Here is a 25063-nt window from a genome sequence, read left to right on the forward strand (position 1 = left end):
AGGCCCGCTTCGGCGGGCCTTCTGCTTTTCAGGCCTGCGCGGCAAGCGGGCCTGGCTGCGGGCGCTTGAGCAGCATCACCGACAGCGCGGCGAGGATGCACATCAGCCCCGCGATCTGCAGCGCCGGCATGTAGGTGTCGAAGTCGCTCTTGAGGTAGCCCGCCCCGAAGGCGGCGGTGGCGGCACCGAGCTGATGGCCGGCGAAGACCCAGCCGAAGACCAGGCCGGCCTTCTCGCGCCCGAAATTTTCGGCCGCCAGCTTGACCGTCGGCGGCACGGTGGCGACCCAGTCGAGACCGTAGAACACGGCGAAGACGGACAGTTCCACGAAGCTGAAGCCCGAGATGGACAGATAGAGCAGCGACAGTCCGCGCAGGCCATAGAACCAGAACAGCAGGACGCGGTTGTCGTAGCGATCGGCCAGCCAGCCGGCGAAGACGGTGCCGAAGAAATCGAACACGCCGATAACGGCGAGCGTGCCTGCCGCCGTGACGGCTGCCATGCCGAAATCACCGCAGATCGAAATCCAGTGGGTCTGGATCAGGCCGTTGGTCGAGAGGCCGCAGACGAAGAACGTCCCGAACAGCACCCAGAAAACCGGATTGCCTGAGACGCTTTTCAACGTGACGAGCGGTGCGAGCAACGTGGCCCCGAGCTTGTGATCCTGCTTTGGCGGCGCGACGACAGCCGTTTCACCGTAGGCCGGCAGCCCGACATCGGAGGGGTGATCGCGCATCAAAAGGAGGACGAGCACCATCGCGGTGGCGATGACGGCGACGGAGAGCGTGAGCGCCGTGCGCCAGCCATAGGCTTCCGTGAGGGCGGCAAGCAGCGGCAGGAAGACGAGCTGGCCCGTCGCATTGCTTGCCGTCATCAGGCCGATGACCAGGCCGCGGCGCTTGGAGAACCAGCGGGTGGCGACGGTGGCGCCGAGCACCAGCGCCGTCATGCCCGTGCCGACGCCGATGACGACGCCCCAGAGCAGCAGCAACTGCCAGACCTGCGTCATGAAGAAGGACAGCACGATGCCGCCCATGATGAGCGACAGGGCCGCAGTCACCACCCGGCGGATGCCGAAATGGTTCATGAAGGCGGCTGCGAAGGGGCCGAGCAGGCCGAAGAGCACCAGCCGAACGGCCATGGCCGACGAAATGTCGGCGATATCCCAGCCGAACTCCTGATGCAGCGGCTGGATCATCACGCCCGCCGAGCCCATGGCGCCGGCCGTCGCCAGCATGGTCAGGAAGGTGGTCGCGGCCACCACCCAGCCGTAATGCACATTCCTGCCGGCCATCCATCTGGCGACACTTGCCGAAACCATCTTCACGTCCCTTTCGTCAGCACCACGTCGCGGTGAATTTGCGGGTATATACCCATTTAACGACAAAAAATTTCACAGAACGGCGAGCAGGTCCCGCAACCGGTCGATGCCATCGGCTCCCAGGCGGGATTCGATATCGGCCTGCACGCGATCCCAGAGCGGGGCACCTTCTTTCAGAACCGCCTGGCCTGCCTCCGTCACCAGAAGCGTCGCCTCGCGCTGATCCTTACCGGTGCGAATATCGACCAATCCCATGCGCTCCAGCACCTTGGCATTGCGGCCGACCGTCGAGCGGTCGAGTTCGACGCGTGCAGCCAGATCCGTCAGCGATACCGGCGCCATGCGCCTGATGTTCCTGAGAAGGCTGAACTGGGCGATGTTTATGCCAAGCGGGGCCAGCGCCTCGTCATAGTAGGACGAGACCTTGCGCGACGCCTTGCGCAGAAGAATGCAGTGGCAGAGATCTTTGCTCATTTCGCGGGTATATACCCATGAATTCGCGTTGGCAAGATGAGCGCGGTGACAGTGTCGCGGTCAGGCCTTCTTCATCCAGCGTCCGTCGTTGTTCTGCTGCCAGTAGGTGAGCTGGTGGCCCTCGCCTTTCAGGCGCTTCCAGTGCTCGCGCGCGGTCTCGACCTCCGCCTGGTCGTAGCCGTCGAACATGAAGATGACGCGCTCATAGGCATCGAGCGGCGGCGGGGCGGCACCGGCGACGATGAAGCGCACATTTGCAGCATTGGCATTGTCCGGCGTTACCGTCACCAGCACAGGCTGGTCGGCGGCGAAGGCCTGCTCGTCGGTGCCGTGCGGCAGGAAGCTGTCTTCCCGGAACGTCCACAGGTGCGTGTCGATGGCATCGCGCCGTTCGGCATCGCCGGTCTGCACGACGACGCGCCAGCCGCGTTCGAGGCTCTTGTCGAGGAGCGGCGGCAGCGCATCCTCGAGCTTCGATTCGGTCAGGTGATAGAAGAGGACCTCGCTCACCTCATCCCTCGTAATTGGCGCGCACGAGTTCGTCGAGCAGCCGTACGCCGAAGCCCGAGGCCCACGACTGGTTGATCTCGTCCGTGGGCGAGCCCATCGCCGTGCCGGCGATGTCGAGATGCGCCCAGGGCGTATCCTTGACGAAGCGCTGCAGGAACTGCGCGGCGGTGATCGAGCCGGCATAACGGCCGCCGGTATTCTTCATGTCGGCGAACCTGCTGTCGATCATCTTGTCGTATTCGCGCCCGAGCGGCATGCGCCACAGGCGCTCATTGGTGGTCAGACCCGCCGCCGTGAGGCGCGTGGCGAGCGTGTCGTCGTTCGAAAACAGGCCCGCATGATGGCTGCCGAGCGCGACCATGATGGCGCCGGTCAGCGTGGCTAGATTGACCATGAACTGCGGCTTGAAGGTCTCGTTGCAGTACCAGAGCGCATCGCACAGCACGAGCCGGCCCTCGGCATCGGTGTTGATGACCTCAATGGTCTGGCCCGACATGGACTTCACGATATCGCCGGGGCGCTGCGCATTACCGTCTGGCATGTTTTCCACAAGGCCGATGATGCCGATGACATTGGCCTTCGCCTTGCGGGCGGCAAGCGTGTGCATAAGGCCGATGACGGCCGCCGCGCCACCCATGTCGCCCTTCATGTCCTCCATGCCGGCGGCGGGCTTGATGGAAATGCCGCCGGTATCAAAGACGACACCCTTGCCGATGAAGGCGATCGAACGGTCCTTCTCCTTGCCGCCCTTCCAGTGCATGACGGCAAGGCGCGGCGGGCGCACAGAGCCCTGCGCGACGCCGAGAAGCGCTGCCATACCGAGCTTCTTCATCTCGCGCTCGGTGAGAATGTCGACCTCGACGCCGAGCTTTTCGAGCGCCTTGGCGCGGGCGGCAAACTCGACCGGGCCGAGCACGTTGGCCGGCTCGTTGACGAGGTCACGCGCGAGGATCACGCCCTCGGCGACCGCGTCGGACACCTCGTTCGCCTTCTTCGCGGCGCTGGCGGCAGCGGTGACGAGCGTCACCTTCACCGGCTTGCCGGGCTTTGCCTCGTCCTCATCGCCCTTCTTCGTCTTGTAGGTATCGAAGCTATAGGCGCCGAGCTGCATACCCAGCGCGAAATCGGCGGCATTGCGCGCGCTGACGGTGACGCCGGGCGCATCGAGATAGATGGTGACCTTTTCGGCTTGGCCAATCTTTGCAGCAGCACCGCCGGCCTTCAGCCAATCGTGCGCGACGAGCCTGTCGGCCTCGCCGAGGCCGAGCACGCGGATGCGATCCACCGGCGCGCCGTGGGGCGCCAGAACATCCAGGCTCTTCAGCGCCTTGCCGGTGAATTTCGCCACCTCCGCCGCACGACCGACGACATTGCCCGGGTCGACATCCGCGAGCCCCGCGGCCGGCTGGCCGGCGGCCTGCAGGAGGATTGCGACGCCGCCCGAAGCACGTGCCGTCTTTGCGAAACCGATGTCGAACCTGGATGCCATGACTTACTCCGCATGTGACGCCGGAACCCGCCGGCGGGGCGGGCAAAGCCCGCGATAACATCGACTCCTTGTCGCTTTTGCAGCGCTTGGCAAGATGCGTTCGGTTGTTTAGAGAACGTTAACCACGCTTGTTCGCCATAAATTTTCCATCCGGGTAGAGACTCTCGGGGTATGGCGTCAGCCTCAAGAAAGCTTATATGCCCATTGCAGTTCCGCAGAGGGGCGCCAGGGGGCGCTGACCGGAGCCGCCTTTGGACCACGCGGACTGAATGATGAAACTGATCGAGCGCTATATCCTGCGGCGGGCGTCGCTCATGTTCGCGGCAACGCTTCTGCCGCTGCTGGGCATCGTCTGGGTCACGCAGGCGCTGACCAGCGTCAATCTCGTCACCGACAGCGGCCAGTCGATCTTCGCCTTCCTGCGGCTCGCGACGCTCATCCTCCCCTCGGTCATTCCGATCATCCTGCCCTTCGCCCTGGTCATCGGCGTGGCGCAGACGCTGACCGTGATGAACGGCGATTCGGAACTGACGGTGCTGAATGCCGCCGGCAGTTCGCGCATGACCATCATCAAGCCGATCATGATTCTCGCCATGGCGACGAGCGTCGTCTCCTTTGCCGTCGACAATTTCGTCGAGCCCTATTCGCGCATGGCCGTGCGCCAGATGATCGCCACCGCCAATGCGGACATGCTTTCTTCGGTCGTGCAGGAAAATACGTTCCGCAAGGTCACGGACGGTCTCTACGTACAGGTGGCGGAGCGGCGCAACGGCGGCGTGCTGCACGGTCTCTTCGTCGCCGATACGCGCGATCCGCGCTTCGAGATGATCTATTATGCCCGCGAAGGCGCGGTGGACGAGAACAGTGCCGCGCTGGTGATGAAGGACGGTGAGGTGCACCGCAAGCTTCCCGACGGGAGCGTCTCGATCATCAAGTTCGATTCCTACGCCTTCGACCTCGCCGACCTGACGCAGAGCGCCGGCACGGCCAACATTCGCCCGAAGGACCGGGATCTCGCCTATCTGCTCAATCCCGACCCCGCGGATTCGCACTACAAGAACAATCCGCTGGCTTTCAGCGCCGAACTGCACCGACGCTTCACCGAATGGCTGTTTCCGGCGGTCTTCGGTCTCATCGCGCTCGTGGTGAGCGGTGACGCCCGCTCGCATCGCGAAGCGCGCCTGCATCCGATGGTGACGGCACTGCTGACCGCGCTCTTCGTGCGCTGGGCAAGTTTCTATGCCTCCAACAGCGCCGAAAAATCCGCCTATTTCATTCCTGTCATGTACATCATCCCCCTCCTCACGGCGGCGATCGCGATCCGGTATCTCGCACGCAACAAGAACCTCGATCTCCCCAGTTCGGCAGGTGAGCGCTTGACGGAGCTTACGGAAAAACTTCGGTCGCGCTTTGCGAAGGGGCGCGCACTGCCCGGCGGAGGCAAGCAGCCATGATCCGCACGCTCGATCTCTATTTCTTTCGCCGCTACATCGTCACCACCATCTGGTTCCTGCTGGGCATCTTCGCGCTCGTCTTCATCATCGACTTCAGCGAGATGTCCAATCGCGTCGGCGGCCTGCCCGGCTATACGCTGGGCATGGGCCTCGTGGTCACCGCGCTGCGCATCCCGATGATCCTGATGCAGACGGTGCCTTTCGTCGCGCTCTTCGCCGGCATGGCGGCGCTGATCTCGCTCAATCGGCGTTATGAACTGGTGGTGACACGCGCCGCGGGCATTTCCGCCTGGCAGTTCCTTCGCCCCTTCCTGCTCGGCGCCTTCCTGTTCGGCGTGGCCGCGATCCTGACGATCAATCCGCTCGCGGCCTGGGGCAGCAAGAAGGCGCAGGAATTCGAAGCGTCGTGGGGTGCGACCAACGCGGCGCGCTCCGAGACCGCCGTGCCGTGGCTGCGCCAGATCTACGGCAATGACCAGGCGATCATCGGCGCCAAGGCCGTTCTCGACGGCGGAATGCGCCTGATGAACGTGTCCGTCATCCACTTCGATACCGACAATCGCATCACGCTTCGCCAGGACGCAGACCAGGCGACTTTGGAAGATGGTTACTGGCTTCTTAAGAATGTGCGCGAAACGCGCACCGGCGAATTGCCCGTGCGTCTCGACGAGGTACAGCTTCGTACCAACCTGAAACAGGAATTCGTTCAGGAGAGCCTCGAAAAGCCTGAAACCATTGCCTTTTTCAATCTGGGTCGGAAAATCGAAGCGGCAAAATCCTTCGGCTTCCCGACGCATGCGATGGAAACACAGCTTCATACGATGCTGGCGCTGCCGCTTCTCCTGGTTGCGATGACGCTGATCGCCGCCTGTGTATCATTGAAATTTAGCCGGTTTAATCAATCGCGTGCGGTGATTCTGGGTGGAATCCTTTCGGGCTTCATGCTTTATGTCGTCACCGTGCTTGTGAAGGCATTCGGAAGCAGCGGTGTTGTTCCTCCGTTCGTTGCGGCTTGGCTCCCAGTGGTCGTCGCGATGTCCCTGGGAGCAACGATTCTTCTGCATCAGGAGGACGGCTAGTGGCGGCAGGCGCCCGCAAAACGAATCGGTGGTTGAAAGCCGCCCTGCTTGCAGGTGCGGCCGCGTGCGCCCTCATGTCCGCATCCGCATTCCCCGCATATTCCCAGAACGCGCGCGTCGATGCGATGGCGCCGAATGTCCCTGAGGGCAGCAAGCTGCTTCTTGCGGCAAATGAGGTTGTCTACAACAAGGACAACGAGACCGTGACCGCACGCGGCGCGGTGCAGATCAACTATGCCGGCTACAAGCTGGTCGCCCGCGAAGTGATCTACGATCAGAAGACCGGCCGGGTGAAGGCCTACGGCAATATCGAACTGATCGAGCCGACCGGCAACCGCCTCTATGGCGACGAAATGGACCTGTCGGACGATTTCGCAAACGGCTTCGTCAATGCGGTGCGCGTCGAGACGACCGATCTGACCAAGCTCGCGGCGACGAGCGGCGAACGCGTGAATGACGAGGAGATGATCCTCAACCACGCCGTCTATACCGCCTGTACGCCCTGCGCGACCAATCCGACCTATCGCGGTGTGTGGGAGGTCAAGGCCGAGCGCGTTGTGCAGAACGGCCGCACCAAGACGATCCGCCTCGAGCATGCGCGCTTCGAAATGTTCGGCCGGCCGGTCGCCTATATCCCGGTGCTTGAAGTGCCGGATCATACGGTGAAGAGGAAAACCGGTTTCCTCTTCCCGCAGTTCCGCTTCGATCAGAAGCTCGGCTTCGGCGTCACGACACCTTATTATATTGCGATCGCCCCGGACATGGATGCGACGCTCTCCCCCACCGGCCTGACCAGCCAGGGCTTCCTGATGGAAGCGGAGTTCCGCAAGCGCTTCCATAACGGCATGGTGACGCTGCATGCGGCCGGCATCAACCAGTCGGATCCGGATCGCTTCACCGCTGGAACGAGCGACCAGCTTGAGACGAATCGCGGCATGGTCGGCACGACGGGTGCCTTCCAGATCAATCCGCGCTGGGCGTTCGGCTGGAACGCCATGCTGCAGAGCGACAACAACTTCTCGCGGACCTACAGTATCAAAGGTTTCAAGGCGGATACCTACGTCAATCAGGCTTACCTGACGGGCTTGAGCCGGCGTAATAGCTTTGATTTGCGCGCGTTCTACTTCGACGTCCAGGACGCTGATATCGACAACACCGCCGAGCGCAAGCAGGCGATCGCGCAGGTTCTCGATCACCAGTATATTGTCCCGGAGTCGGTTCTCGGCGGCGAGCTTTCCGTGACGACCAACTTCACCAATATCGATCGCGACCTGACCGACAGCCGACTTGTTCCCGGCGGCATAAGGTTCGGCGGCCTCGAAGGCGGCTCGACACGTTTTACCAGCGAAGTTGAATGGAAGCGCCAGTTCATCGTGCCGGGTGGCCTTGTGCTGACGCCCCTGCTTGCCGCACGTGGCGATATTCATCGCCTCGACGTTCGCTCGCCGGTCGGGTATGGCGGCGATTTCGAGACCGCCGGCAGCGCGACGAGCTCGATGCTGACGGCGGGGCTGGAAGCCCGTTACCCGATTCTCGTTACCACCGACTCGTCGAGCCACCTTTTCGAGCCGATGGCCCAGCTTTATCTGCGGCCGGATGAGGATCTCGCAGGCCGCCTGCCGAACGAGGATGCGCAGAGCTTCGTCTTCGACGCCTCCAATCTGTTCGAGCGCGACAAGTTTTCGGGCTTCGACCGGATCGAAGGTGGCAGCCGGGCCAATGTCGGCATCCGCTATACCGGGACATTCGACAACGACGTGCGGCTGCGCAGTATTGTCGGCCAGTCCTACCATCTCGGCGGCGTGAATTCCTTCGCCACACCCGATCTGGTCAATGCAGGCGCGAATTCTGGCCTGGAAACCGATAGCTCCGATTATGTCGGCATGGCAGGTATCGATCTTCCGATCGGCATCACTTTCACCACGGGTGCGCGTCTCGACAAGGACGACCTGTCGCTGCGCCGCTCCGATGTGTCGCTGGGCTTCGCCAACGATCGCTTCAGCACGACAACGACCTATACCCGCGTCGCCGCGCAGCCGCTCTACGGCGCCAGTGAAACCACAAGCGAAGTGCAGAACAGCACCTCGTTCAAGTTCCGCGACTACTGGTCGGTCTTCGGCTCCGTCACCTATGATATCAGCAACAAGGTCGTGGCGCGCAACGGCGTCGGCTTTGCCTATGATGACCGCGATACGCTCTTCTCGATCGCCTATGAACAGACGCGTGACAAGAGCAACACCACCGCGAACGACTGGTCGGTCATGGCCCGCCTGATGTTCCGCACGATTGGCGACATCCAGATTGGCACTGACAGCTATTGACGCTCAAAAGCTGTACGACTTGTCATCGTTTGGCCGCATGTACTATGCACATCCGGGAAAAGAACTTCCGGATGGCAGCACGCCTAAAGGGCATTGTACGGTGAAGCCATGCGGAACGGCTACGGGAAAGGGAACGGGATGAGACACTCTCTGCTACGCTCCGTGATGATGGGAGTGACGCTGGCTGCGGCGGTTGCGGTCGTTGTGCCAGCCGGCACGGCGCAGGCGGCAAGCTCCGTTGTCGCTGTTGTCAACAACACGGCGATCACCACCGGTGACGTGGAAAAGCGTGTGAACTTCCTCAAGCTGCAACGCGCGAAGGGTAACCTCCGCAGCATGGCACGCGAACAGCTGATCGAGGACACGCTCAAGCGCGAAGAAATCCTGCGCGTGCGTGCGTCCGTCAGCCAGTCGGAAGTCGATGCCGCTTATGCGCGCTTTGCCTCCTCCAACAAGATGTCGGCGGAGCAGCTGGGCAAGGTCCTCAGCCAGGCTGGCGTCGGATCGGAGCATTTCAAGCAGTTTATTGCGCTGCAGATGAGCTGGCCGCGCGTGGTGAATGCGCGCTTCGCTGGTTCCAACACCGGCAAATCGCTCGTCGAGCGCATGCAGGAGAATGGCGGCAAGAAGCCCGTCACGACGGAATATTTCCTCAAGCAGGTGATCTTCGTCGTACCGGAAAAGCGCCGCAACGCCATCCTGGGCAAGCGCAAGTCGGAAGCGGAGGCCTCGCGCTCGAAATTCCCCGGCTGCGACCAGGCCAAGGCCTTTGCCGCGACGATGCACGACGTATCGATCCGCGACCTCGGCCGGGTGCTCGCGCCGCAGATGCCCGAAGACTGGAAGCCGCTGGTCGAAAAGGCGACCGGTCAGACGACCGGCACGCGCGTCACCGAACGCGGCGTTGAATATCTCGCGATCTGCATGAAGCGCGATGTCAATGACGACGTCGCCGCCGAAATGGTTTTCCGTGCCGAGGACCTGGCGAAAGCCAAGGGCAACGAGAACGATGAAAACAGCAAGAAGCTTCTTGCCGAGCTTCGCAAGAAGGCCACGATCACCGACCGCTGAGCGCGGAGTCGGCGACACGATGCCCCGCTCCGGCGGGGCATTCGCTTTTTCAAACCCGCTGCGGGGTATCATGACGACAATGACTGTTCCGCCGCTGGCGCTCACCATGGGCGACCCCGCGGGCATTGGACCGGATATCGCGCTTGCGCTCTGGTCTGACCGAAGATCCCTTTCGCTGCCCCCCTTCCTTTTCATCGGCGATGCACAGGTACTGACAGCACGCGCGGCCGTGCTCGGTCTCGACATTGCCGTCGCCACAGCAACGCCTGAAACGGGGAATGCGCTGTTTGACACGGCTCTGCCGGTGCTGTCGGTCGAATGCGCCGTCGCGCCGGTGCCGGGCACGCCCGATCCCCGCAACGCAGCGGCCGTGACCGGCGCAATCGAGACGGCGGTCGCCCTGACAATGGCAGGCAGAACGTCGGCCGTCGTGACGAACCCGATCGCCAAGGCGGTGCTTTACGAAGCCGGCTTCGGCTTTCCCGGCCATACGGAGTTCCTCGCCGACCTCGCAGCAAGGGCGACCGGCGCCGAGAGCCTGCTTCCGGTGATGCTTCTGGCCGGGCCGAAGCTGCGCAGCGTGCCGGTGACGATCCACATCCCGCTGAAGGACGTACCAGGCGCGCTCACCGAGGACCTGATCGTGGAAACGGCCGTTATCACCGAGCGGGATCTGCGCCAGCGTTTCGGCATTGCGCGACCGAGGCTTGCCGTTGCCGGGCTGAACCCGCATGCCGGCGAAGGCGGTGCTCTTGGGCTGGAGGATGATGCCGTGGTGCAGCCGGCTGTCGCACGTCTCAGGGCGGCCGGCATCGATGCCGTCGGGCCGCTTCCGGCCGACACGATGTTCCACGACGCCGCGCGCGCCACCTATGACGTGGCGCTGTGCATGTATCACGATCAGGCGCTGATCCCGGCCAAGGCGCTCGGCTTCGACGATTCCGTCAACGCCACGCTCGGCCTGCCCTTCATCCGCACCTCACCCGACCATGGCACGGCCTTTGCGCTGGCCGGAAAAGGTATCGCAAAGCCTGACAGCCTGCTGGCGGCGCTGCGGCTCGCCCACACGCTCGCCGCGCACGAGCGCGCATCGAAGGAAACGCTCTGATGGCCGCCCTCGACGGATTGCCGCCGCTGCGCGATGTCATCCAGCGTCACGGTCTGGACGCCAAGAAGGCGCTCGGCCAGAACTTCCTGCTCGATCTCAACCTGACGCAGAAGATCGCCCGCACGGCCGGGCCCATCGAGAACCATACGGTGATCGAGGTCGGCCCGGGCCCGGGTGGCCTGACGCGCGCCATCCTCGCGCTCGGCGCCAAGCGCGTGATCGCCATCGAACGCGACGCGCGCTGCCTTCCGGCGCTGGCGGAGGTGTCGGCGCATTATCCGGGGCGCCTGACCGTCATCGAAGGCGACGCGCTGAAGACGGATTTCGAGGCGCTGGCGCCCGGCGAGCCCGTCCGCATCATTGCCAACCTGCCCTACAATGTCGGCACGCAGTTGCTCGTCAACTGGCTGCTGCCGAAGACCTGGCCACCCTTCTGGGAATCCCTGACGCTGATGTTCCAGCGCGAGGTGGGCCTGCGCATCGTCGCCGAAGACAACGACGACCACTACGGCCGTCTCGGCGTGCTCTGCGGCTGGCGCACGAGGGCGCACATGGCCTTCGACGTGCCGCCGCAGGCCTTCACGCCACCGCCGAAGGTGACATCGTCCGTGGTCCATCTGGAGCCGATCGCCAATCCCCTGCCCTGTGACGTCTCGTCCCTCGAACGCGTTACCCAGGCCGCCTTCGGCCAGCGCCGCAAGATGCTGCGCCAGAGCCTGAAGTCGCTCGGTGGAGAGGCGTTGCTGGCGCGGGCGCAGATCGACCCGCAGCGGCGCGCGGAGACGCTGAGCGTGGAAGAATTCGTGCGGCTGGCCAACGCGCTGTAACGACCGCAGAGATTGCCCCTCATCCGGCCTGCCGGCCACCTTCTCCCCGCAGAGGGGCGAAGGAATCGCGTTGCGCTGTTTTACCTAAAGGCAACCTTACGGGGCAAATTCCCTCTCCACGCTTGCGGGGAGAGGGTTAGGCTGAGGGGCGAATTCGCCCTGTCGCCCTAAAGAACAGGTTTTTCCGTCACCAGCCCCGTCACGAATTCGAACAGGCCGTGGCGGCGGTCGCGGCGGAGGCGTTCGGCCTTGACGATGCTCTGCACGGCGTCGAAGGCGACGGAAAGGTCGTCGTTCAGGATGACATAGTCATATTCCCGCCAATGCTCGATCTCCGCACGGGAGTTGGCGAGGCGCGTCTGGATGACCTCCTCGGTATCCTCCGCTCGGCGGTGCAGGCGCGATTGCAGCTCTGTCATGGATGGCGGCAGGATGAAGATGGAGACGACGTCGGCCGGCATCTTCTCCTGCAGCTGTTGAGCCCCCTGCCAGTCGATGTCGAACAGCATGTCCCGTCCGGCGGACATCGCTTCCTCCACCGGCTCGCGCGGGGTGCCGTAGAAATTGCCGTGCACCTCGGCCCACTCCAGCAGGGCGTCGCTGTCGCGCAGGCGCTCGAATTCCTTGTGGTTGATGAAATGGTAGTGCCGGCCGGCGATCTCGCTGGCCCGGCGCTGACGCGTCGTCACGCTGACCGAGAGGCTGAGGCCCGAGTCGGCTTCGAGAAGATTGCGGGCGATGGTCGATTTGCCCGCGCCTGACGGCGAGGAGATGACGAGCATTAGCCCGCGGCGCTCGATGTGGATCTGCTTGGTCTGCTCGGCCATGGCCTACTCCAGATTCTGGACCTGTTCCCTGAACTGGTCGATGACGACCTTCAATTCTATACCCGCAGCCGTTACAGCAGCAGCGTTCGACTTGGAACAGATGGTATTCGATTCCCTGTTAAATTCCTGTGCGAGAAAATCGAGCTTGCGGCCAATCGGTCCGCCCTCGGCGATCAGCTCGCGCGCGGCGCGCACATGGGATTTCAGCCGGTCGATCTCCTCGCGCAGATCCGCCTTGGTGGCCAGCAGCGCCACTTCCTGATGCAGGCGGTCGCGATCGAGTGCGGTCGCACCCTGCATGAGCGTCGCGACCTGGACGGCAAGCCGTTCGGCAATGACCGCAACGCTGCGCGACGGATCGGCCTCGACAGCCGCCGTCAGGGCCTCGATGCGCGCGACCTGGCCGAGCAGCACGTCGGCAAGGGCCGCCCCCTCCTTGCGCCGCATGTCGGCGAGACGACGGATCGCTTCGGCAAGGCCCGCGCGGATGTCGCGATCGCGCGTCTGTGCCTCGGTTTCGCTTTCCTCGGCTTCGCGGAAATCGACGATGCCGCGAACCGACAGCAGCGTCTCAAGCTTCAGCGGCGCGGGATCGATGGTGCCGGCAAGCCGGTCGCGCAGTGCGAGCACGGCAGCGAGTGCGCCCTCGTTCACGACGGCCTCGACCTGCGCCTCGCTGACGCTTGTTGTCAGCCCGATCTGCATGTTGCCGCGCGAAAAGGCCTCACCTGCGAGGCGGCGGACATCTGCCTCCAGCGCCTCCAGGCCGGGCGGCAGGCGCAGACGCAGGTCCAGCCCCTTGCCGTTGACCGAGCGCAGCTCCCAGGCCCAGCGCGTTCGTCCGCTGGTGCCTTCGACGCGCGAGAAACCGGTCATCGACTGCAATGTCATGTCATCCTCCAATGGCGCCCGCCGGAAAGGGGGCAGCCCGATACGCGCCGGTGAGGCGGAACCATTTCCCAAAGTGAAACAATTTTAAGGGCTTGGAAACGCCCAAGGGCGCGGAAGCGTGCGCGATCCACACCAAAGGTGACAATGTACGGGGCAACGGATGTACGGATCAGGAACTTCCGACATGGCGCCCGCCCTATTCACGCTTTTCCGAGCATCCAAAACGGCATCGCCAATGCAATGGACAGAGCCTCGGGCCAAGCCCAGGGATGACGTCCGCACGGGTGTTGCCTCCAACAGAAAACGGCCCCGGACATTCCGGGGCCGCTTGATCATTAGCCTGTCATCACTGCGCAGTGCCGGATTCGGCTTCCTTCGCGGCGGCGGCCGCCTTTTCGGCTTCCAGCTTGCGCCAGCGGCGGACGTTCTGATTGTGCTCGTCCAGCGTTTCGGCAAAGACGTGGCCGCCCGTGCCGTCGGCCACGAAGTAGAGGTCGGGCGTGCGCGACGGGTTCGCCACAGCCTCCAGCGCCGCACGGCCGGGATTGGCGATGGGCGTCGGTGGCAGGCCGCGGATGATGTAGGTGTTGTAGGGCGTCTGCTTTTCGAGGTCCGACTGATAGATCGGACGGTCCGAAGGCTTACCGTCGCCGCCGAAAATGCCATAGATGATCGTCGGGTCGGACTGGAGGCGCATGCCCTTTTCGAGACGGTTGATGAAGACGGAGGCAACGCGCGGCCGTTCATCCGCCCGGCCGGTTTCCTTCTCCACGATGGAGGCGAGCGTCACGAAATCCTCGCGGGTAGTGACCGGAAGGCCTTCGTCGCGGCGCGCCCAGATCTGGTCCACAAGGTTCTTCTGGGCGTTCAGCATCTGCTGGAGAATATCGGCACGCTTGGTGCCGCGGGAGAACTTGTAGGTATCGGGCATCAGCGTGCCTTCCACCGGCAGTTCCTGCGGCAGGTCGCCCTCCAGCACCGGATCGTCCGCAAGGCGCTGGAAGACCTGCTTGACCGTTAGCCCCTCGGGCACGGAGACGCTGTAGAGGATCGACTTGCCGGACTTCAAGAGCTCGACGATATCGCGCATCGAGGAGCCGGCCTTGATTTCGTATTCGCCGGCCTTCAGCGTCTCGCCGTCGAGATAGACGCGCGAGAGCACCCGGAACACGCGGCCATCGGTGATGATGTTGTTGCGCTCCAGATTGGCGGCGATCTCGTTGGTGCCGGCACCATTGCGCACGATGAAATTGGTGTTGGCGACCAGCGGGCCGGCCTCGTCGTAGCTACGGACACCGTAATAGAACACGCCGACGCCGATGACCGTGGCGAAGACGACCAGTGTCATCACGAAATTCAGGAAGATGACGACCTGGCTGCGGGCCTTGCGCGAACGGCGGCGGCTCGGCGGTTCAGGCACCTGTTCGGGCCGGAGAGCCTCATTGGCGGACTTGGGGATGATGCGCGGCTGGCCGGTTGTTTCCGCTCGGCCAAAGGGCGTTTCACCAGGTTCGTTCGTGTCGCTCACGGACTGTCCTCATGTTCGGGCATTGCTCGACGTCTTCCAGCAGAGCAATGCGGCAAAAGCAGGGATGATCCCCCGCGTCTCTATCGATCAGCCGAGTTCTCCCCTCATCCGGCCCACGGGCCACCTCCCCGCCTTGTGCGCGAAGGTCATGAGAATGCGATATCTCGGTTCTCTGCCTCTCCCCGGCGGGGAGAGACTGCCGGCAGGCGGATGAGGATGCCTTGCCGGCGGTAAAGGGTCAGGCGTAACGCTTGAGAACCAGCGAGGCGTTCGTTCCACCGAAGCCGAACGAGTTGGAGACCGCCACGTTGATCTCGCGCTTGCGGGCCTTGTGCGGCACCAAGTCGATCGCCGTCTCGACGGCGGGATTGTCGAGGTTGAGCGTCGGCGGCGCGATGTTGTCGCGGATCGCCAGCGCCGAGAAGATGGCCTCGACAGCACCGGCGGCACCCAGCAGGTGGCCGATGGCAGACTTGGTCGACGACATCGAAACCCGCGACGCGGCATCGCCGACCAGACGCTCGACCGCGCCGAGTTCGATCGTGTCGGCCATGGTCGAGGTGCCGTGCGAATTGATATAGTCCACTTCGCTTGCCGGAATGCCGGCGCGCTTCAGCGCCATCTGCATGCAGCGATAGGCGCCGTCACCGTCTTCCGACGGCGCGGTAATGTGGTAAGCGTCGCCGGACAGGCCGTAGCCGACGACTTCGGCATAGATCTTGGCGCCGCGCGCCTTGGCGTGCTCCAGCTCTTCCAGGATGACGATGCCGGCGCCCTCGCCCATGACGAAGCCGTCGCGGTCGCGGTCATAGGGACGCGAAGCGGCGGTCGGGTCGTCGTTGCGCTCGGTCGACAGAGCCTTGCAGGCGGCAAAGCCGGCCAGCGCGATGCGGCAGATCGGCGATTCGGCGCCGCCGGCGACCATGACATCGGCGTCGCCGAGCGCAATCAGGCGGCTGGCATCGCCGATGGCGTGCGCGCCCGTCGAGCAGGCGGTGACGACGGAATGATTGGGGCCGCGCAGCTTGTGCTTGATCGAGACATGGCCGGAAGCCAGGTTGATCAGTCGGCCGGGAATGAAGAAGGGCGAAATGCGGCGGGGGCCCTTGTCGCGCAGCGTGTAGCCGCCCTCGACAATGCCGTCGAGACCGCCGATGCCCGAACCGATGAGAACGCCGGTCGCGATCTGGTCCTCGTCGTTCTGCGGATGCCAGCCGGCATCGGCAAGCGCCATGTCGGCAGCCGCCATCGCATAGACGATGAAGGGATCGACCTTGCGCTGCTCCTTGGGCTCCATCCACTGGTCGGCATTATAGGTGCCGTCGGAGCCGTCTCCGCGCGGAATGGAACAGGCGATTTTTGCGGGAAGGTCTTCAACCTCGAAAGCAGTGACCCTTGCGGCACCGCTGCGGCCTTCGAGAAGCCGGTTCCAGGTTACTTCGGTACCACAGCCAAGCGGAGATACCATGCCGGTACCCGTGATAACGACACGCCTCATCGTCCGTGATCCACCCTATAGAATGTTATTTCTGTTGCCTCGATACGAGGGGGGAGCGGCCTCCCGGACGGAGACCGGGACGGGCCACCCGAAGGCGGCCCGCCGGAAATCGGTTCGATCAGGCCTGGGCCTTCTCGATGAACTTGACAGCGTCGCCGACCGTCAGGATCGAGTCCGCGGCATCGTCCGGGATCTCGACGCCGAATTCTTCTTCGAACGCCATGACCAGCTCAACGGTGTCGAGGGAGTCCGCGCCAAGGTCATCGATGAAGCTTGCGCCTTCGCTGACCTTTTCGGCGTCAACGCCCAGATGATCAATGACAATTTTCTTTACGCGTTCTGCGATATCGCTCATGTCGGATTCCTCGACCTTTGTTTTTGATCGGCGCCTTTAACGGCACCGGACACTCAACACGCCCGATGTGCCTCAAGAACACATCCGGCAATCCCTGCAACCGGCAAACGGCATCGGCGATACTCATTCGCACCGCCTGATCGCTCAGGCTTTTGCCGGTCGACTGCTGACAGTCATGGCCCGATTAACACGGTTTAAGTCTGTCGCAAAGTCCGAAAATGGCCGGCGCTCCAGCGGTCAACATGCAATTTCAGCCGGTTGACCGGGTGCCCGCAGCCCATTCAGATCATGGCCATGCCGCCGTTCACGTGCAGCGTCTGCCCTGTCATGTAGGCGGCTTCCGACGACGCGAGGTAGGCCACGGCCGACGCAACTTCCGCGCCGGTGCCCATGCGCTTCATGGGAATGGCACCCATGATGGCTTCCTTCTGCTTGTCGTTCAGCTTGCCGGTCATCGCGCTTTCGATGAAGCCAGGCGCAACGCAGTTGACGGTGACGTTGCGGGTGGCGATCTCCTGCGCCAGTGACTTGGTGAAGCCGATCATGCCGGCTTTGGAGGCGCAGTAGTTGGCCTGGCCCGGATTGCCGGTAACGCCGACGATCGACGTGATGTTGATGATGCGGCCGTAGCGGCGGCGCATCATCGGATGGGTCAGCTCGCGCGTCAGGCGGAAAACGGAGGTGAGGTTCACTTCCAGAACCGCATCCCAGTCCACGTCACTCATGCGCACGAACAGGCCGTCCTTAGTGATGCCGGCATTGTTGACGAGGATGTCAACGCCGCCGAGATCGGCTTCGGCCTTCTCGCCGAGCGCCTTGACCTCGGCGCGGTCGGACAGGTTGGCCGGGAATATATGAACGCGTTCGCCGAGATCGTTGGCAAGCGCTTCGAGCTTCTCGACGCGGGTGCCGTGCAGGCCGACGATGGCGCCCTGGGCATGCAGGATGCGGGCGATCTCTTCGCCGATGCCGCCGGAAGCGCCGGTAACGAGAGCCTTGCGGCCGGAAAGGTCAAACATGGGTTGCTCCTGTGGTTTGAGCGAAAGACGGTAAGGCATTGGCCAGTCGGAATGAGGCAGCAGGGTTTTGAATGCAGGGCGCTTTGCGCCCTTAGTATCTGCTGCCTATCGCCTGATCCCTCAGCCGAGCTCCGCGAGCGCATTGTCGATGTCGGCAGGCGTGTTGATGGCAATGCCGGTGACGGACTTGTCGATGCGGCGTGCCAGACCGGTCAGCACCTTGCCGGAACCGACCTCGTAAAGCGTGGTGATGCCGTTTGCGCCGAACCACTCGACCGTTTCGCGCCAGCGGACCTGGCCGGTGACCTGCTCCACCAGCAGGCGGACGATCTCCTGCGGATCGCTGACGGGTGCTGCGCGGACATTGGCGATGAGCGGCACGATCGGGGCCTTTGCCTCGACGGCGGCAAGCGCCTCGCGCATGGCGTCGGCGGCCGGCGCCATCAGGGCGGAATGGAAGGGGGCGGAGACCGAAAGCATCAGCGCGCGCTTGGCGCCCTTGTCCGTCGCGAGCCGGGCTGCGACCTCGACCGCCGGCTTGGAACCGGAGATGACGAGCTGGCCGCCGCCATTGTCATTGGCGATCTGGCAAGAGCCGCCCTTCGACGCTTCCTGGCAGATGGCATCGACATCCGCCTGCTCCAGGCCGATGATGGCGGCCATGGCGCCCTCGCCGACCGGGACGGCCGACTGCATGGCATTGCCGCGGATGCGCAGGAGCCGTGCGGTGTCGGCCAGCGAGAAGGTGCCGGCGGCACAGAGCGCGGAATATTCGCCGAGCGAATGGCCGGCGACATAGGATACCTTGTCCTTCAGCGACAGGCCGCGCGCTTCCAGAACGCGCATGACGGCCATGGAAACGGCCATCAGCGCCGGCTGGGCGTTCGCCGTCAGCGTCAACGTGTCCTCGGGGCCGTCGAACATGATGGCGGAAAGCTTCTGGTCCAGGGCGTCATCGACTTCCTGGAAAACGGCGCGCGCTTCCGGGAAGGTGTCTGCGAGTTCCTTGCCCATGCCGACGGCCTGGCTGCCCTGGCCGGGGAAAGTGAATGCTACGCTCATTTTCGGGGTCTCCCGTCTTCTGTTTTCCTTTCCATTCACATTCCGGCCGGCCAAGTCAAGGCGTGGCGCGCCCCCGCACCGTGCCCGAACCGCCGTTTGGCGCGCCTTGCACAGGGAATTGCGGCCTCATGTCTTGCACTTCGCAGACGCCCGCCTACATTCGCGCCGTTCCCACAAAAGGATTTTCCCTCCCATGAAATACAATCCGCTCGGCAGGACCGGCATCGATGTGTCGGAAATCTGCCTCGGCACGATGACCTGGGGCTCCCAGAACAGCGAGCAGGAAGCCCATGACCAGCTCGATTATGCTCTCGCCCAGGGCGTCAATTTTATAGATACCGCCGAACTCTACCCGACCACTCCGCTCTCGCCGGAGACGTATGGCGACACCGAGCGCTTCATCGGCAGCTGGCTGAAGGCGCGTGGCAACCGCGACAAGGTGGTGCTTGCCTCAAAGGTCGCCGGCCCCGGTCGCCCGCATATCCGCGGCGGCGAACCGATGAACCGCGCGGGCATCCTTCCGGCCATCGACGCCAGCCTGTCACGCCTCCAGACCGATTATGTCGATCTCTATCAGCTGCACTGGCCCAACCGCGGGCATTATCACTTCCGCAATGCCTGGGGCTACGATCCCTCGCAGCAGGACCGCAATCAGGTGGCCGAGGAACTTTCGGAAATCCTTGAAACCGTGGGCGATCTCGTCAAGGCCGGCAAGGTCCGCGCGCTCGGGCTTTCCAACGATACGGCCTGGGGCACGATGCGCATGCTCGCGCTCTCTCAGGAAAAGGGTCTGCCGCGCGTCGCTTCCATCCAGAATGAGTACAACCTTCTCTACCGGACCTACGATCTCGATCTCGCGGAGCTGTCGCATCACGAAGACATCGGTCTTCTCGCCTATTCGCCGCTCGCCGCCGGCCTGCTAACCGGCAAATATCTCGACGGCGCGAAGCCCGAGGGTTCGCGGTTGACGAAGAACGGCGATCTCGGCGGGCGCTATCAGCCGCTGCAGGAGCCGGCGGTGCGCGCCTATGTGGACCTTGCCCACAAGCACGGGCTCGACCCGGCCCAGATGGCACTCGCCTTCTGCCTGACGCGCCCCTTCATGGCATCCGTCATCATCGGCGCGACCTCGATGGAGCAGCTGAAGACGAATATCGCGGCGAAGGACGTCACGTTGTCGGAAGAGGTGCTCGATGGCATCGCCCGCATCCACCGTCTGCATCCCGCACCGATCTGACACCCGCATTCGGTCATATGCACATAATAAGAAACCCGCCGTCTCCGGCGGGTTTCTCGCTCCCGACACTCAGTCGCGGACTTGGGGTTTGTCCTTGGCCGAGCTTCGGAAATTCTTATGGCGTCGTCGTCGTGGCGCCGCCGCCTTCTGCAGGCTGGGTGTTCAGCGGCTGCTGAGTACCCGTGGCGCCGCCGGTCTGGCCATCCGTGGCCGTGCCTGCGGCCGGTGCGGTTTCCGGCGTCGTGACGGACGAGGTGTTGGCGTTCGGGTCGACATTATCGGGCGTGCCGCTGCCGACGAAGTAGAAAGCACCTACGGCGACCAGCACGGCGAGGATCACCGCGACGGCCCAGCCGCCAGTCCCACCACTCCGGGTGTTGTTGACGACGACGGGATCGCGGTCCTGCACCGGGCGCTCCACGCGACCATCCGGAGAGTTGTGTTCCAGGGGACGATTGACAAGGTTCGGGTCTTGCATGTCGTTCACTCCATGTTGTTGGATCGCGGTGATAACGTCCGGATGCAGGGATGGTTCCGCAAGGCGTTGGTGAACGAAACGAGGGCTTTTGGCGACAGGCCTTGCGTTTCGCGGAAAAAACCGTATAAGCGCGCTGTTCAAAACACCCGGTCAATCGGCTGGTGGCTGAACGGAGGGCCGGCATATCCTTGTGACATGCCGTTTGGGGCCAAGGGCTCCAGCCTCCCGTGTCTCCGCTCTCGACCGTCTGGATTAACGCTTTTCTTGCTTCGGGCTTCGGCCTCTTGAGAACTGTCGTTGAGGCTTGGCGCCGGTTTCGGGTGATATGCAAACGCAAGAAAGGCAAAGCCACATGGCTCTTTACGAACACGTTTTCCTGGCCCGCCAGGATGTGTCCGCCCAGCAGGTCGACGCTCTCGTCGAACAGTACAAGGGCGTTATCGAATCGTTCGGCGGCAAGGTCGGCCGGGTCGAAAACTGGGGCCTCAAGTCCCTGACCTACCGCATCAAGAAGAACCGCAAGGCGCATTACGCGCTGATGGACATCGACGCTCCGGCAGCTGCGATCCACGAAGTCGAGCGCCAGATGCGCATCAACGAAGACATCCTTCGTTACATGACCATCGCCGTCGAAGCGCACGAAGAAGGCCCGTCGGCCATGATGCAGAAGCGTGACCGCGACGACCGTCCGCGCCGCGAAGGCGACGACCGCGGCCCGCGCCGCGACTTCGGCGACCGTCCGCGCCGCGATTTCGGCGACCGCCCGCCGCGTGGCGACCGTCCGGCCCGCGAAGACCGCGCGTAATCGAAGCAGAAGGAGATTATAGATATGGCTGATGTTTCTTCCGCTCCGGCACGCCGTCCGTTCCACCGCCGCCGCAAGACCTGCCCCTTCTCGGGCGCAAACGCTCCGAAGATCGACTACAAGGACGTCCGTCTTCTGTCGCGCTACATTTCCGAGCGCGGCAAGATCGTTCCGTCCCGCATCACGGCCGTTTCCCAGAAGAAGCAGCGCGAACTCGCCAAGGCGATCAAGCGCGCCCGCTTCCTCGGCCTGCTGCCCTACGTCGTAGCGTAAGCACGCTGACGCTGCGGCCTGACTCCGCGTCAGGCCGGGGCCTCTGACTCAAGGGGAAGACGGTTTTCCGCCTTCCCCGCTTCCCTTCCGCGTTGGGCGCGGATCGGAGCCGCCGGCTTTTCGAAGCCAAAACCCCATGTTGGGGAGACAGTCCTGAAACCTTCGATCAGGAACCTCCTCTAACTGTCTGATGAGACAGGACAGCGAACGTGAAGACCTTGACGCCAACCTCGATTGCGATCGGCCTCGTTGCCGGTGTGACCGCCGCTCTGCTTTCGCTGAGCGCGAATGCGCAGTCGTCGCTGGCCATCGTGCTTTACGCAGCGTCCGCCCTGCCCATTCTGATTGCCGGCCTCGGCTGGGGCAATGCCAGCGCCTTCATCGCCGTCATTGCCGGTGGCGTCACGGCGTCCGCGCTCGTTTCCTCGCATTTCGCCGCGCTGATCGTACTCATCACGCTGATCCCGGCGGGCTGGCTCTCCAATCTTGCGAACCTCGCGCGCCCGGCTTCCGAGCTCGGCGGTCCTGACAACGCGCTCGCCTGGTATCCGCTTTCCAACATCCTCGCCCACCTCGCCGTGATGGTCACGCTCGGCATGATCGCGGTCGGCGCGATCGTCGGCTATGACAGCGAGATGGCGAGCAAGCTCGTCGACATGGTCATCGAGGCCCTGAAGGCGCAGGAGCCGCTCTATAACCCGGATGCCACCGCCGTCGCGCAGCTGAAGTCGGTGTTTGCGATCGCGCTGCCGCTCGTGCAGGGCGCGCTGTGGGTGTTCCTGCTGTTTGCGGCCTATTACATCGCGTCCTTCATCGTGCGCGCTTCCGGCAAGGGGCTGCGCCCGCGCGAGGACATGCCCGCGACGCTGCGCATGCATCGCAATGCGATCTTCGCCTTCCTCGGCGGCCTCGTGCTGACCTTCGTGGGCGGCGTTCCGGCGATCATCGGCGCCTTGATCTGCGGCACGTTCGGCGCCGGCTTCGTGCTCGCCGGTTTCGCCAGCCTGCATTTCCGCACCCGCGGCAAGCCATGGCGGCTGCTTGCGCTGTGGTTCACCTACATCTCGGTACTGCTCTTCACGATACCGGTCTTCTTCATCCTCATTCTCGGCCTGATGGACACGAGGCGCACCATCGCGCTGACGCCCACAGGCCCGGCTGAACAGAAAAACCCAAATACCTGAACTCAAGAAAGGAACTCTAAAATGGACGTCATTCTTCTCGAACGCATCGCCAAGCTCGGCCAGATGGGCGAAACCGTAAAGGTTCGCGACGGCTTTGCCCGCAACTTCCTGCTGCCGCAGGGCAAGGCGCTGCGCGCCAACGAAGCCAACAAGAAGCGCTTCGAAGCCGAGCGTGCGACGCTCGAAGCCCGTAACCTGGAGCGCAAGTCCGAAGCCGAGTCTGTTGCCGAAAAGCTCGACGGCAAGTCCTTCGTGATCGTCCGCTCCGCCGGCGAAACCGGCCAGCTCTACGGTTCGGTCGCTGCGCGCGACATCATCGAAGCGCTGGAAGCCGAAGGCTTCAACGTCGGCCGCAACCAGGTCGAGCTCAACACGCCGATCAAGGCCATCGGCCTGCACAAGGTCGTGCTGCACCTGCATGCCGAAGTCGCGATCTCCATCGAGCTTAACGTTGCCCGTTCGGCCGATGAAGCCGAGCGCCAGGCCAAGGGCGAAAGCCTGACCTCGGCCGACGCCATCTACGGCGTTGACGAAGACGCGCTGACGGCAGCCGACTTCTTCGACCCGGAAGCTGACGGCATGGACGAAGACGAAGCATAATATCCAGCCCCTACGGTTGGTTACGGGACGGGCCGGCATTGCCGGCCCGTCTTCGTTTTGGCAGGTCAAAAAACACGGGTTGAAATCCCCGCTTTCTCAGCAATATTTATAAGCCGTTAGACTGGATTGGCGGTTGGGCCGCTCTTCAGGCCGGTTTCCGACCAGACCCGTTCCGCCATTTTTTCAAGCGCGACGGAGTTTGCTGATGAAATTCATAGTACAGGCTCTTGTTTCCCGCCTCGTCGAGACTGGAAATCTGACGGTCACCTACCCGGACGGATCCCGCCAGACCTTCGGCGATGGAACCGGCAATCCGGTGCACATGCGCATCAACAGCCGCAAGGCGCTTTGGGGCCTTGCGCTCGACCCGGCCTACTATCTCGGCCATCACTACGGCACCGGCGATATCGATATCGTCGAGGGTGACATGTACGGTCTGCTCAAGATCGTCTTCACCGGCAATCCCGACTTTCAGTACTACGACACACGGTGGAACCGGACGCTGGAGCGGTTGCGCTACCTGCTGCGCTGGGCGCGCGAGAAGAACAGCGTCGTGCGCTCACGCCGCAACGTGCAGCATCACTACGACCTGACCGGCGCGCTCTACGACCTCTTCCTCGATCAGGACCGGCAATATTCCTGCGCCTATTTCGAACGGCCGGACCAGTCGCTGGACGAGGCGCAGCTTGCCAAGAAACGGCACATCGCCGCCAAACTCAACATCAACAGGCCGGGCCAGAACGTGCTCGACATCGGCAGCGGCTGGGGCGGCATGGCGCTCTACCTTGCCCGCCAGCTCGGCGCGAAGGTCACGGGCGTCACCCTTTCCGACGAGCAGCATGCGCTGTCGGTAAAACGGGCGAACGAGGCGGGGCTAGCCGACGAGGTGACGTTTCTGCTGCAGGACTACCGCAACACGGACGGCCCGTTCGACCGCATCGTCTCCGTTGGCATGTTCGAGCATGTCGGGCGGCCGAACTACCTCACCTTCTTCAAGAAGAGCGCAGCCCTTCTGAAGCGCGACGGCGTGATGCTGCTGCACACGATCGGCCGCACCGACCGGCCGACGGCCAACAATCCGTTCATCGAGAAATACATCTTTCCCGGGGGCTACATCCCTGCCCTGTCCGAGGTGATGCAGGCTGTGGAGAAAAGCGGGCTTGTCGTGACGGATGTGGAAATCCTGCGTCTGCATTATGCCGAGACCCTGCGCCACTGGCGCGAGCGCTTCATGGCCCGGCGCGACGAGGCCAAGGCGCTCTACGACGAGAAGTTCTGCCGTATCTGGGAGTTCTATCTCGCGGCGTCCGAAAGCGCCTTCCGCTGGCAGAACCTCGTCGTCTTCCAGCTCCAGCTGGCGCACGATCAGGAGGCCATGCCGCTGACCCGCGACTATATCGGCCGCGGTGAGGATTGCCTCAAGGCGCATGAGGGCAATCCCAAAGGCGAGCAGCGCGGCCCGCGGCAGTTCCCGCAGGAGGCATCGCTCTAGAGACGCTCCGGGCAACACTCACCAGAGCTTTTCGATCGTTGTTTCAGATGCCGCAGCGTGCCGCCTCGGCTGGCAATGCGTGAAGATTCGCGTAGCGAGTCAACCGAAAGCCAGATGTCCCGGAGGAATCCGGGCTTGCTGTGTCATGCCCGCCTGTGGA

General features: G+C 63.4%; 24 protein-coding genes. 12 read left to right on the top strand and 12 right to left on the bottom strand.

Features of this window, described 5'->3' with window-relative positions; translation table 11 throughout:
- Window positions 1–28: 28 nt before the first annotated feature.
- The 4 genes from MNR02_RS11130 to MNR02_RS11145 form a co-directional block, all read right to left on the bottom strand.
- Window positions 29–1321 carry an MFS transporter gene (locus MNR02_RS11130; protein ID WP_241948859.1) on the bottom strand — a complete coding sequence of 431 codons (1293 nt, stop codon included), beginning with the start codon at window positions 1319–1321 and terminating at the stop codon, window positions 29–31.
- A gap of 72 nt (window positions 1322–1393) precedes the next feature.
- The gene (locus tag MNR02_RS11135; RefSeq protein ID WP_241596728.1) at window positions 1394–1795 is read right to left on the bottom strand and encodes a MarR family winged helix-turn-helix transcriptional regulator; all 402 of its coding nucleotides are present in this window, start codon (window positions 1793–1795) and stop codon (window positions 1394–1396) included.
- 60 nt (window positions 1796–1855) lie between these two features.
- Window positions 1856–2305 carry a DNA polymerase III subunit chi gene (locus tag MNR02_RS11140; protein WP_241946822.1) on the bottom strand — a complete coding sequence of 150 codons (450 nt, stop codon included), beginning with the start codon at window positions 2303–2305 and terminating at the stop codon, window positions 1856–1858.
- A gap of 1 nt (window position 2306) precedes the next feature.
- Window positions 2307–3794, bottom strand: a complete 1488-nt coding sequence (locus MNR02_RS11145; RefSeq protein WP_241946823.1) for a leucyl aminopeptidase — start codon at window positions 3792–3794, stop codon at window positions 2307–2309.
- A gap of 272 nt (window positions 3795–4066) precedes the next feature.
- Between MNR02_RS11145 and lptF the strand changes: the two genes are divergently transcribed.
- The 6 genes from lptF (at window position 4067) to rsmA (ending at window position 11654) form a co-directional block, all read left to right on the top strand.
- Window positions 4067–5248, top strand: coding sequence for an LPS export ABC transporter permease LptF (gene lptF, locus MNR02_RS11150; RefSeq protein WP_241596739.1), 1182 nt, complete (start codon window positions 4067–4069; stop codon window positions 5246–5248).
- Entirely contained in the window at window positions 5245–6327 is a 1083-nt protein-coding gene (gene lptG, locus MNR02_RS11155; RefSeq protein WP_241946824.1) for an LPS export ABC transporter permease LptG, read from the top strand. The genes lptF and lptG overlap by 4 nt, the downstream gene beginning before the upstream one ends.
- Entirely contained in the window at window positions 6327–8648 is a 2322-nt protein-coding gene (locus MNR02_RS11160) for an LPS-assembly protein LptD (RefSeq protein WP_241946825.1), read from the top strand. The genes lptG and MNR02_RS11160 overlap by 1 nt, the downstream gene beginning before the upstream one ends.
- Before the next feature lie 138 nt (window positions 8649–8786).
- Window positions 8787–9719 (top strand): peptidylprolyl isomerase, encoded by a 933-nt coding sequence (locus tag MNR02_RS11165; protein ID WP_256465723.1) that lies wholly within the window; start codon window positions 8787–8789, stop codon window positions 9717–9719.
- A gap of 70 nt (window positions 9720–9789) precedes the next feature.
- Entirely contained in the window at window positions 9790–10827 is a 1038-nt protein-coding gene (pdxA, locus tag MNR02_RS11170; protein WP_241946826.1) for a 4-hydroxythreonine-4-phosphate dehydrogenase PdxA, read from the top strand.
- A complete protein-coding gene (gene rsmA / locus MNR02_RS11175; RefSeq protein ID WP_241946827.1) occupies window positions 10827–11654 on the top strand; it encodes a 16S rRNA (adenine(1518)-N(6)/adenine(1519)-N(6))-dimethyltransferase RsmA in 828 nt (275 codons plus the stop codon). Before pdxA ends, rsmA begins: the two co-directional genes overlap by 1 nt.
- Window positions 11655–11821: 167 nt before the next feature.
- On the opposite strand, the gene gmk is transcribed toward rsmA, so the two are convergent.
- From gmk to fabD, 7 genes are all read right to left on the bottom strand, one after another.
- The gene (gene gmk / locus MNR02_RS11180; RefSeq protein ID WP_134649837.1) at window positions 11822–12481 is read right to left on the bottom strand and encodes a guanylate kinase; all 660 of its coding nucleotides are present in this window, start codon (window positions 12479–12481) and stop codon (window positions 11822–11824) included.
- A 3-nt stretch (window positions 12482–12484) separates the two neighbouring features.
- Window positions 12485–13372, bottom strand: a complete 888-nt coding sequence (locus tag MNR02_RS11185; protein WP_241946828.1) for a YicC/YloC family endoribonuclease — start codon at window positions 13370–13372, stop codon at window positions 12485–12487.
- Between the two features lie 346 nt (window positions 13373–13718).
- Complete coding sequence (mltG, locus tag MNR02_RS11190) at window positions 13719–14900, bottom strand: endolytic transglycosylase MltG (protein WP_241946829.1); 1182 nt, start codon at window positions 14898–14900, stop codon at window positions 13719–13721.
- 238 nt (window positions 14901–15138) lie between these two features.
- A complete protein-coding gene (gene fabF, locus MNR02_RS11195; RefSeq protein ID WP_241946830.1) occupies window positions 15139–16398 on the bottom strand; it encodes a beta-ketoacyl-ACP synthase II in 1260 nt (419 codons plus the stop codon).
- A gap of 118 nt (window positions 16399–16516) precedes the next feature.
- Window positions 16517–16753, bottom strand: coding sequence for an acyl carrier protein (locus tag MNR02_RS11200; protein WP_003531676.1), 237 nt, complete (start codon window positions 16751–16753; stop codon window positions 16517–16519).
- 281 nt (window positions 16754–17034) lie between these two features.
- Complete coding sequence (fabG, locus tag MNR02_RS11205; RefSeq protein WP_241946831.1) at window positions 17035–17772, bottom strand: 3-oxoacyl-[acyl-carrier-protein] reductase; 738 nt, start codon at window positions 17770–17772, stop codon at window positions 17035–17037.
- Between the two features lie 120 nt (window positions 17773–17892).
- A complete protein-coding gene (fabD, locus tag MNR02_RS11210) occupies window positions 17893–18834 on the bottom strand; it encodes an ACP S-malonyltransferase (protein WP_241946832.1) in 942 nt (313 codons plus the stop codon).
- A 193-nt stretch (window positions 18835–19027) separates the two neighbouring features.
- On the opposite strand from fabD, the gene MNR02_RS11215 reads away from it, so the two are divergent.
- Window positions 19028–20071, top strand: coding sequence for an aldo/keto reductase (locus MNR02_RS11215; protein ID WP_241946833.1), 1044 nt, complete (start codon window positions 19028–19030; stop codon window positions 20069–20071).
- A gap of 115 nt (window positions 20072–20186) precedes the next feature.
- Here the strand turns inward: MNR02_RS11215 and MNR02_RS11220 are convergent, their stop codons facing one another.
- Window positions 20187–20549 carry a hypothetical protein gene (locus MNR02_RS11220; RefSeq protein WP_241596766.1) on the bottom strand — a complete coding sequence of 121 codons (363 nt, stop codon included), beginning with the start codon at window positions 20547–20549 and terminating at the stop codon, window positions 20187–20189.
- A gap of 352 nt (window positions 20550–20901) precedes the next feature.
- Here MNR02_RS11220 and rpsF point away from each other — a divergent pair, with 352 nt between their 5' ends.
- From rpsF to MNR02_RS11245, 5 genes are all read left to right on the top strand, one after another.
- A complete protein-coding gene (rpsF, locus tag MNR02_RS11225; protein WP_117369405.1) occupies window positions 20902–21354 on the top strand; it encodes a 30S ribosomal protein S6 in 453 nt (150 codons plus the stop codon).
- Window positions 21355–21378: 24 nt separating this feature from the next.
- The gene (rpsR, locus tag MNR02_RS11230) at window positions 21379–21627 is read left to right on the top strand and encodes a 30S ribosomal protein S18 (protein WP_023515801.1); all 249 of its coding nucleotides are present in this window, start codon (window positions 21379–21381) and stop codon (window positions 21625–21627) included.
- A gap of 209 nt (window positions 21628–21836) precedes the next feature.
- Window positions 21837–22811, top strand: a complete 975-nt coding sequence (locus MNR02_RS11235; protein ID WP_241596768.1) for a DUF2232 domain-containing protein — start codon at window positions 21837–21839, stop codon at window positions 22809–22811.
- A 21-nt stretch (window positions 22812–22832) separates the two neighbouring features.
- Window positions 22833–23411 (top strand): 50S ribosomal protein L9, encoded by a 579-nt coding sequence (rplI, locus tag MNR02_RS11240; protein WP_241596770.1) that lies wholly within the window; start codon window positions 22833–22835, stop codon window positions 23409–23411.
- A 205-nt stretch (window positions 23412–23616) separates the two neighbouring features.
- The gene (locus MNR02_RS11245) at window positions 23617–24903 is read left to right on the top strand and encodes a cyclopropane-fatty-acyl-phospholipid synthase family protein (RefSeq protein WP_241946834.1); all 1287 of its coding nucleotides are present in this window, start codon (window positions 23617–23619) and stop codon (window positions 24901–24903) included.
- Window positions 24904–25063: the final 160 nt, after the last annotated feature.

Source organism: Shinella sp. H4-D48, from assembly GCF_022637395.1.
Lineage (GTDB): Bacteria > Pseudomonadota > Alphaproteobacteria > Rhizobiales > Rhizobiaceae > Shinella > Shinella sedimenti.

Excerpts from the sequence above, each read along its gene's own strand:
- MNR02_RS11130 (WP_241948859.1), bottom strand. The coding sequence starts at position 1,321 with ATGGTTTCGGCAAGTGTCGCCAGATGGATGGCCGGCAGGAATGTGCAT.
- MNR02_RS11135 (WP_241596728.1), bottom strand. The coding sequence starts at position 1,795 with ATGAGCAAAGATCTCTGCCACTGCATTCTTCTGCGCAAGGCGTCGCGC.
- MNR02_RS11145 (WP_241946823.1), bottom strand. The coding sequence starts at position 3,794 with ATGGCATCCAGGTTCGACATCGGTTTCGCAAAGACGGCACGTGCTTCG.
- lptF (WP_241596739.1), top strand. The coding sequence starts at position 4,067 with ATGAAACTGATCGAGCGCTATATCCTGCGGCGGGCGTCGCTCATGTTC.
- lptG (WP_241946824.1), top strand. The coding sequence starts at position 5,245 with ATGATCCGCACGCTCGATCTCTATTTCTTTCGCCGCTACATCGTCACC.
- MNR02_RS11165 (WP_256465723.1), top strand. The coding sequence starts at position 8,787 with ATGAGACACTCTCTGCTACGCTCCGTGATGATGGGAGTGACGCTGGCT.
- pdxA (WP_241946826.1), top strand. The coding sequence starts at position 9,790 with ATGACGACAATGACTGTTCCGCCGCTGGCGCTCACCATGGGCGACCCC.
- rsmA (WP_241946827.1), top strand. The coding sequence starts at position 10,827 with ATGGCCGCCCTCGACGGATTGCCGCCGCTGCGCGATGTCATCCAGCGT.
- gmk (WP_134649837.1), bottom strand. The coding sequence starts at position 12,481 with ATGGCCGAGCAGACCAAGCAGATCCACATCGAGCGCCGCGGGCTAATG.
- MNR02_RS11185 (WP_241946828.1), bottom strand. The coding sequence starts at position 13,372 with ATGACATTGCAGTCGATGACCGGTTTCTCGCGCGTCGAAGGCACCAGC.
- fabF (WP_241946830.1), bottom strand. The coding sequence starts at position 16,398 with ATGAGGCGTGTCGTTATCACGGGTACCGGCATGGTATCTCCGCTTGGC.
- MNR02_RS11200 (WP_003531676.1), bottom strand. The coding sequence starts at position 16,753 with ATGAGCGATATCGCAGAACGCGTAAAGAAAATTGTCATTGATCATCTG.
- fabG (WP_241946831.1), bottom strand. The coding sequence starts at position 17,772 with ATGTTTGACCTTTCCGGCCGCAAGGCTCTCGTTACCGGCGCTTCCGGC.
- fabD (WP_241946832.1), bottom strand. The coding sequence starts at position 18,834 with ATGAGCGTAGCATTCACTTTCCCCGGCCAGGGCAGCCAGGCCGTCGGC.
- MNR02_RS11215 (WP_241946833.1), top strand. The coding sequence starts at position 19,028 with ATGAAATACAATCCGCTCGGCAGGACCGGCATCGATGTGTCGGAAATC.
- MNR02_RS11220 (WP_241596766.1), bottom strand. The coding sequence starts at position 20,549 with ATGCAAGACCCGAACCTTGTCAATCGTCCCCTGGAACACAACTCTCCG.
- rpsF (WP_117369405.1), top strand. The coding sequence starts at position 20,902 with ATGGCTCTTTACGAACACGTTTTCCTGGCCCGCCAGGATGTGTCCGCC.
- rpsR (WP_023515801.1), top strand. The coding sequence starts at position 21,379 with ATGGCTGATGTTTCTTCCGCTCCGGCACGCCGTCCGTTCCACCGCCGC.
- rplI (WP_241596770.1), top strand. The coding sequence starts at position 22,833 with ATGGACGTCATTCTTCTCGAACGCATCGCCAAGCTCGGCCAGATGGGC.
- MNR02_RS11245 (WP_241946834.1), top strand. The coding sequence starts at position 23,617 with ATGAAATTCATAGTACAGGCTCTTGTTTCCCGCCTCGTCGAGACTGGA.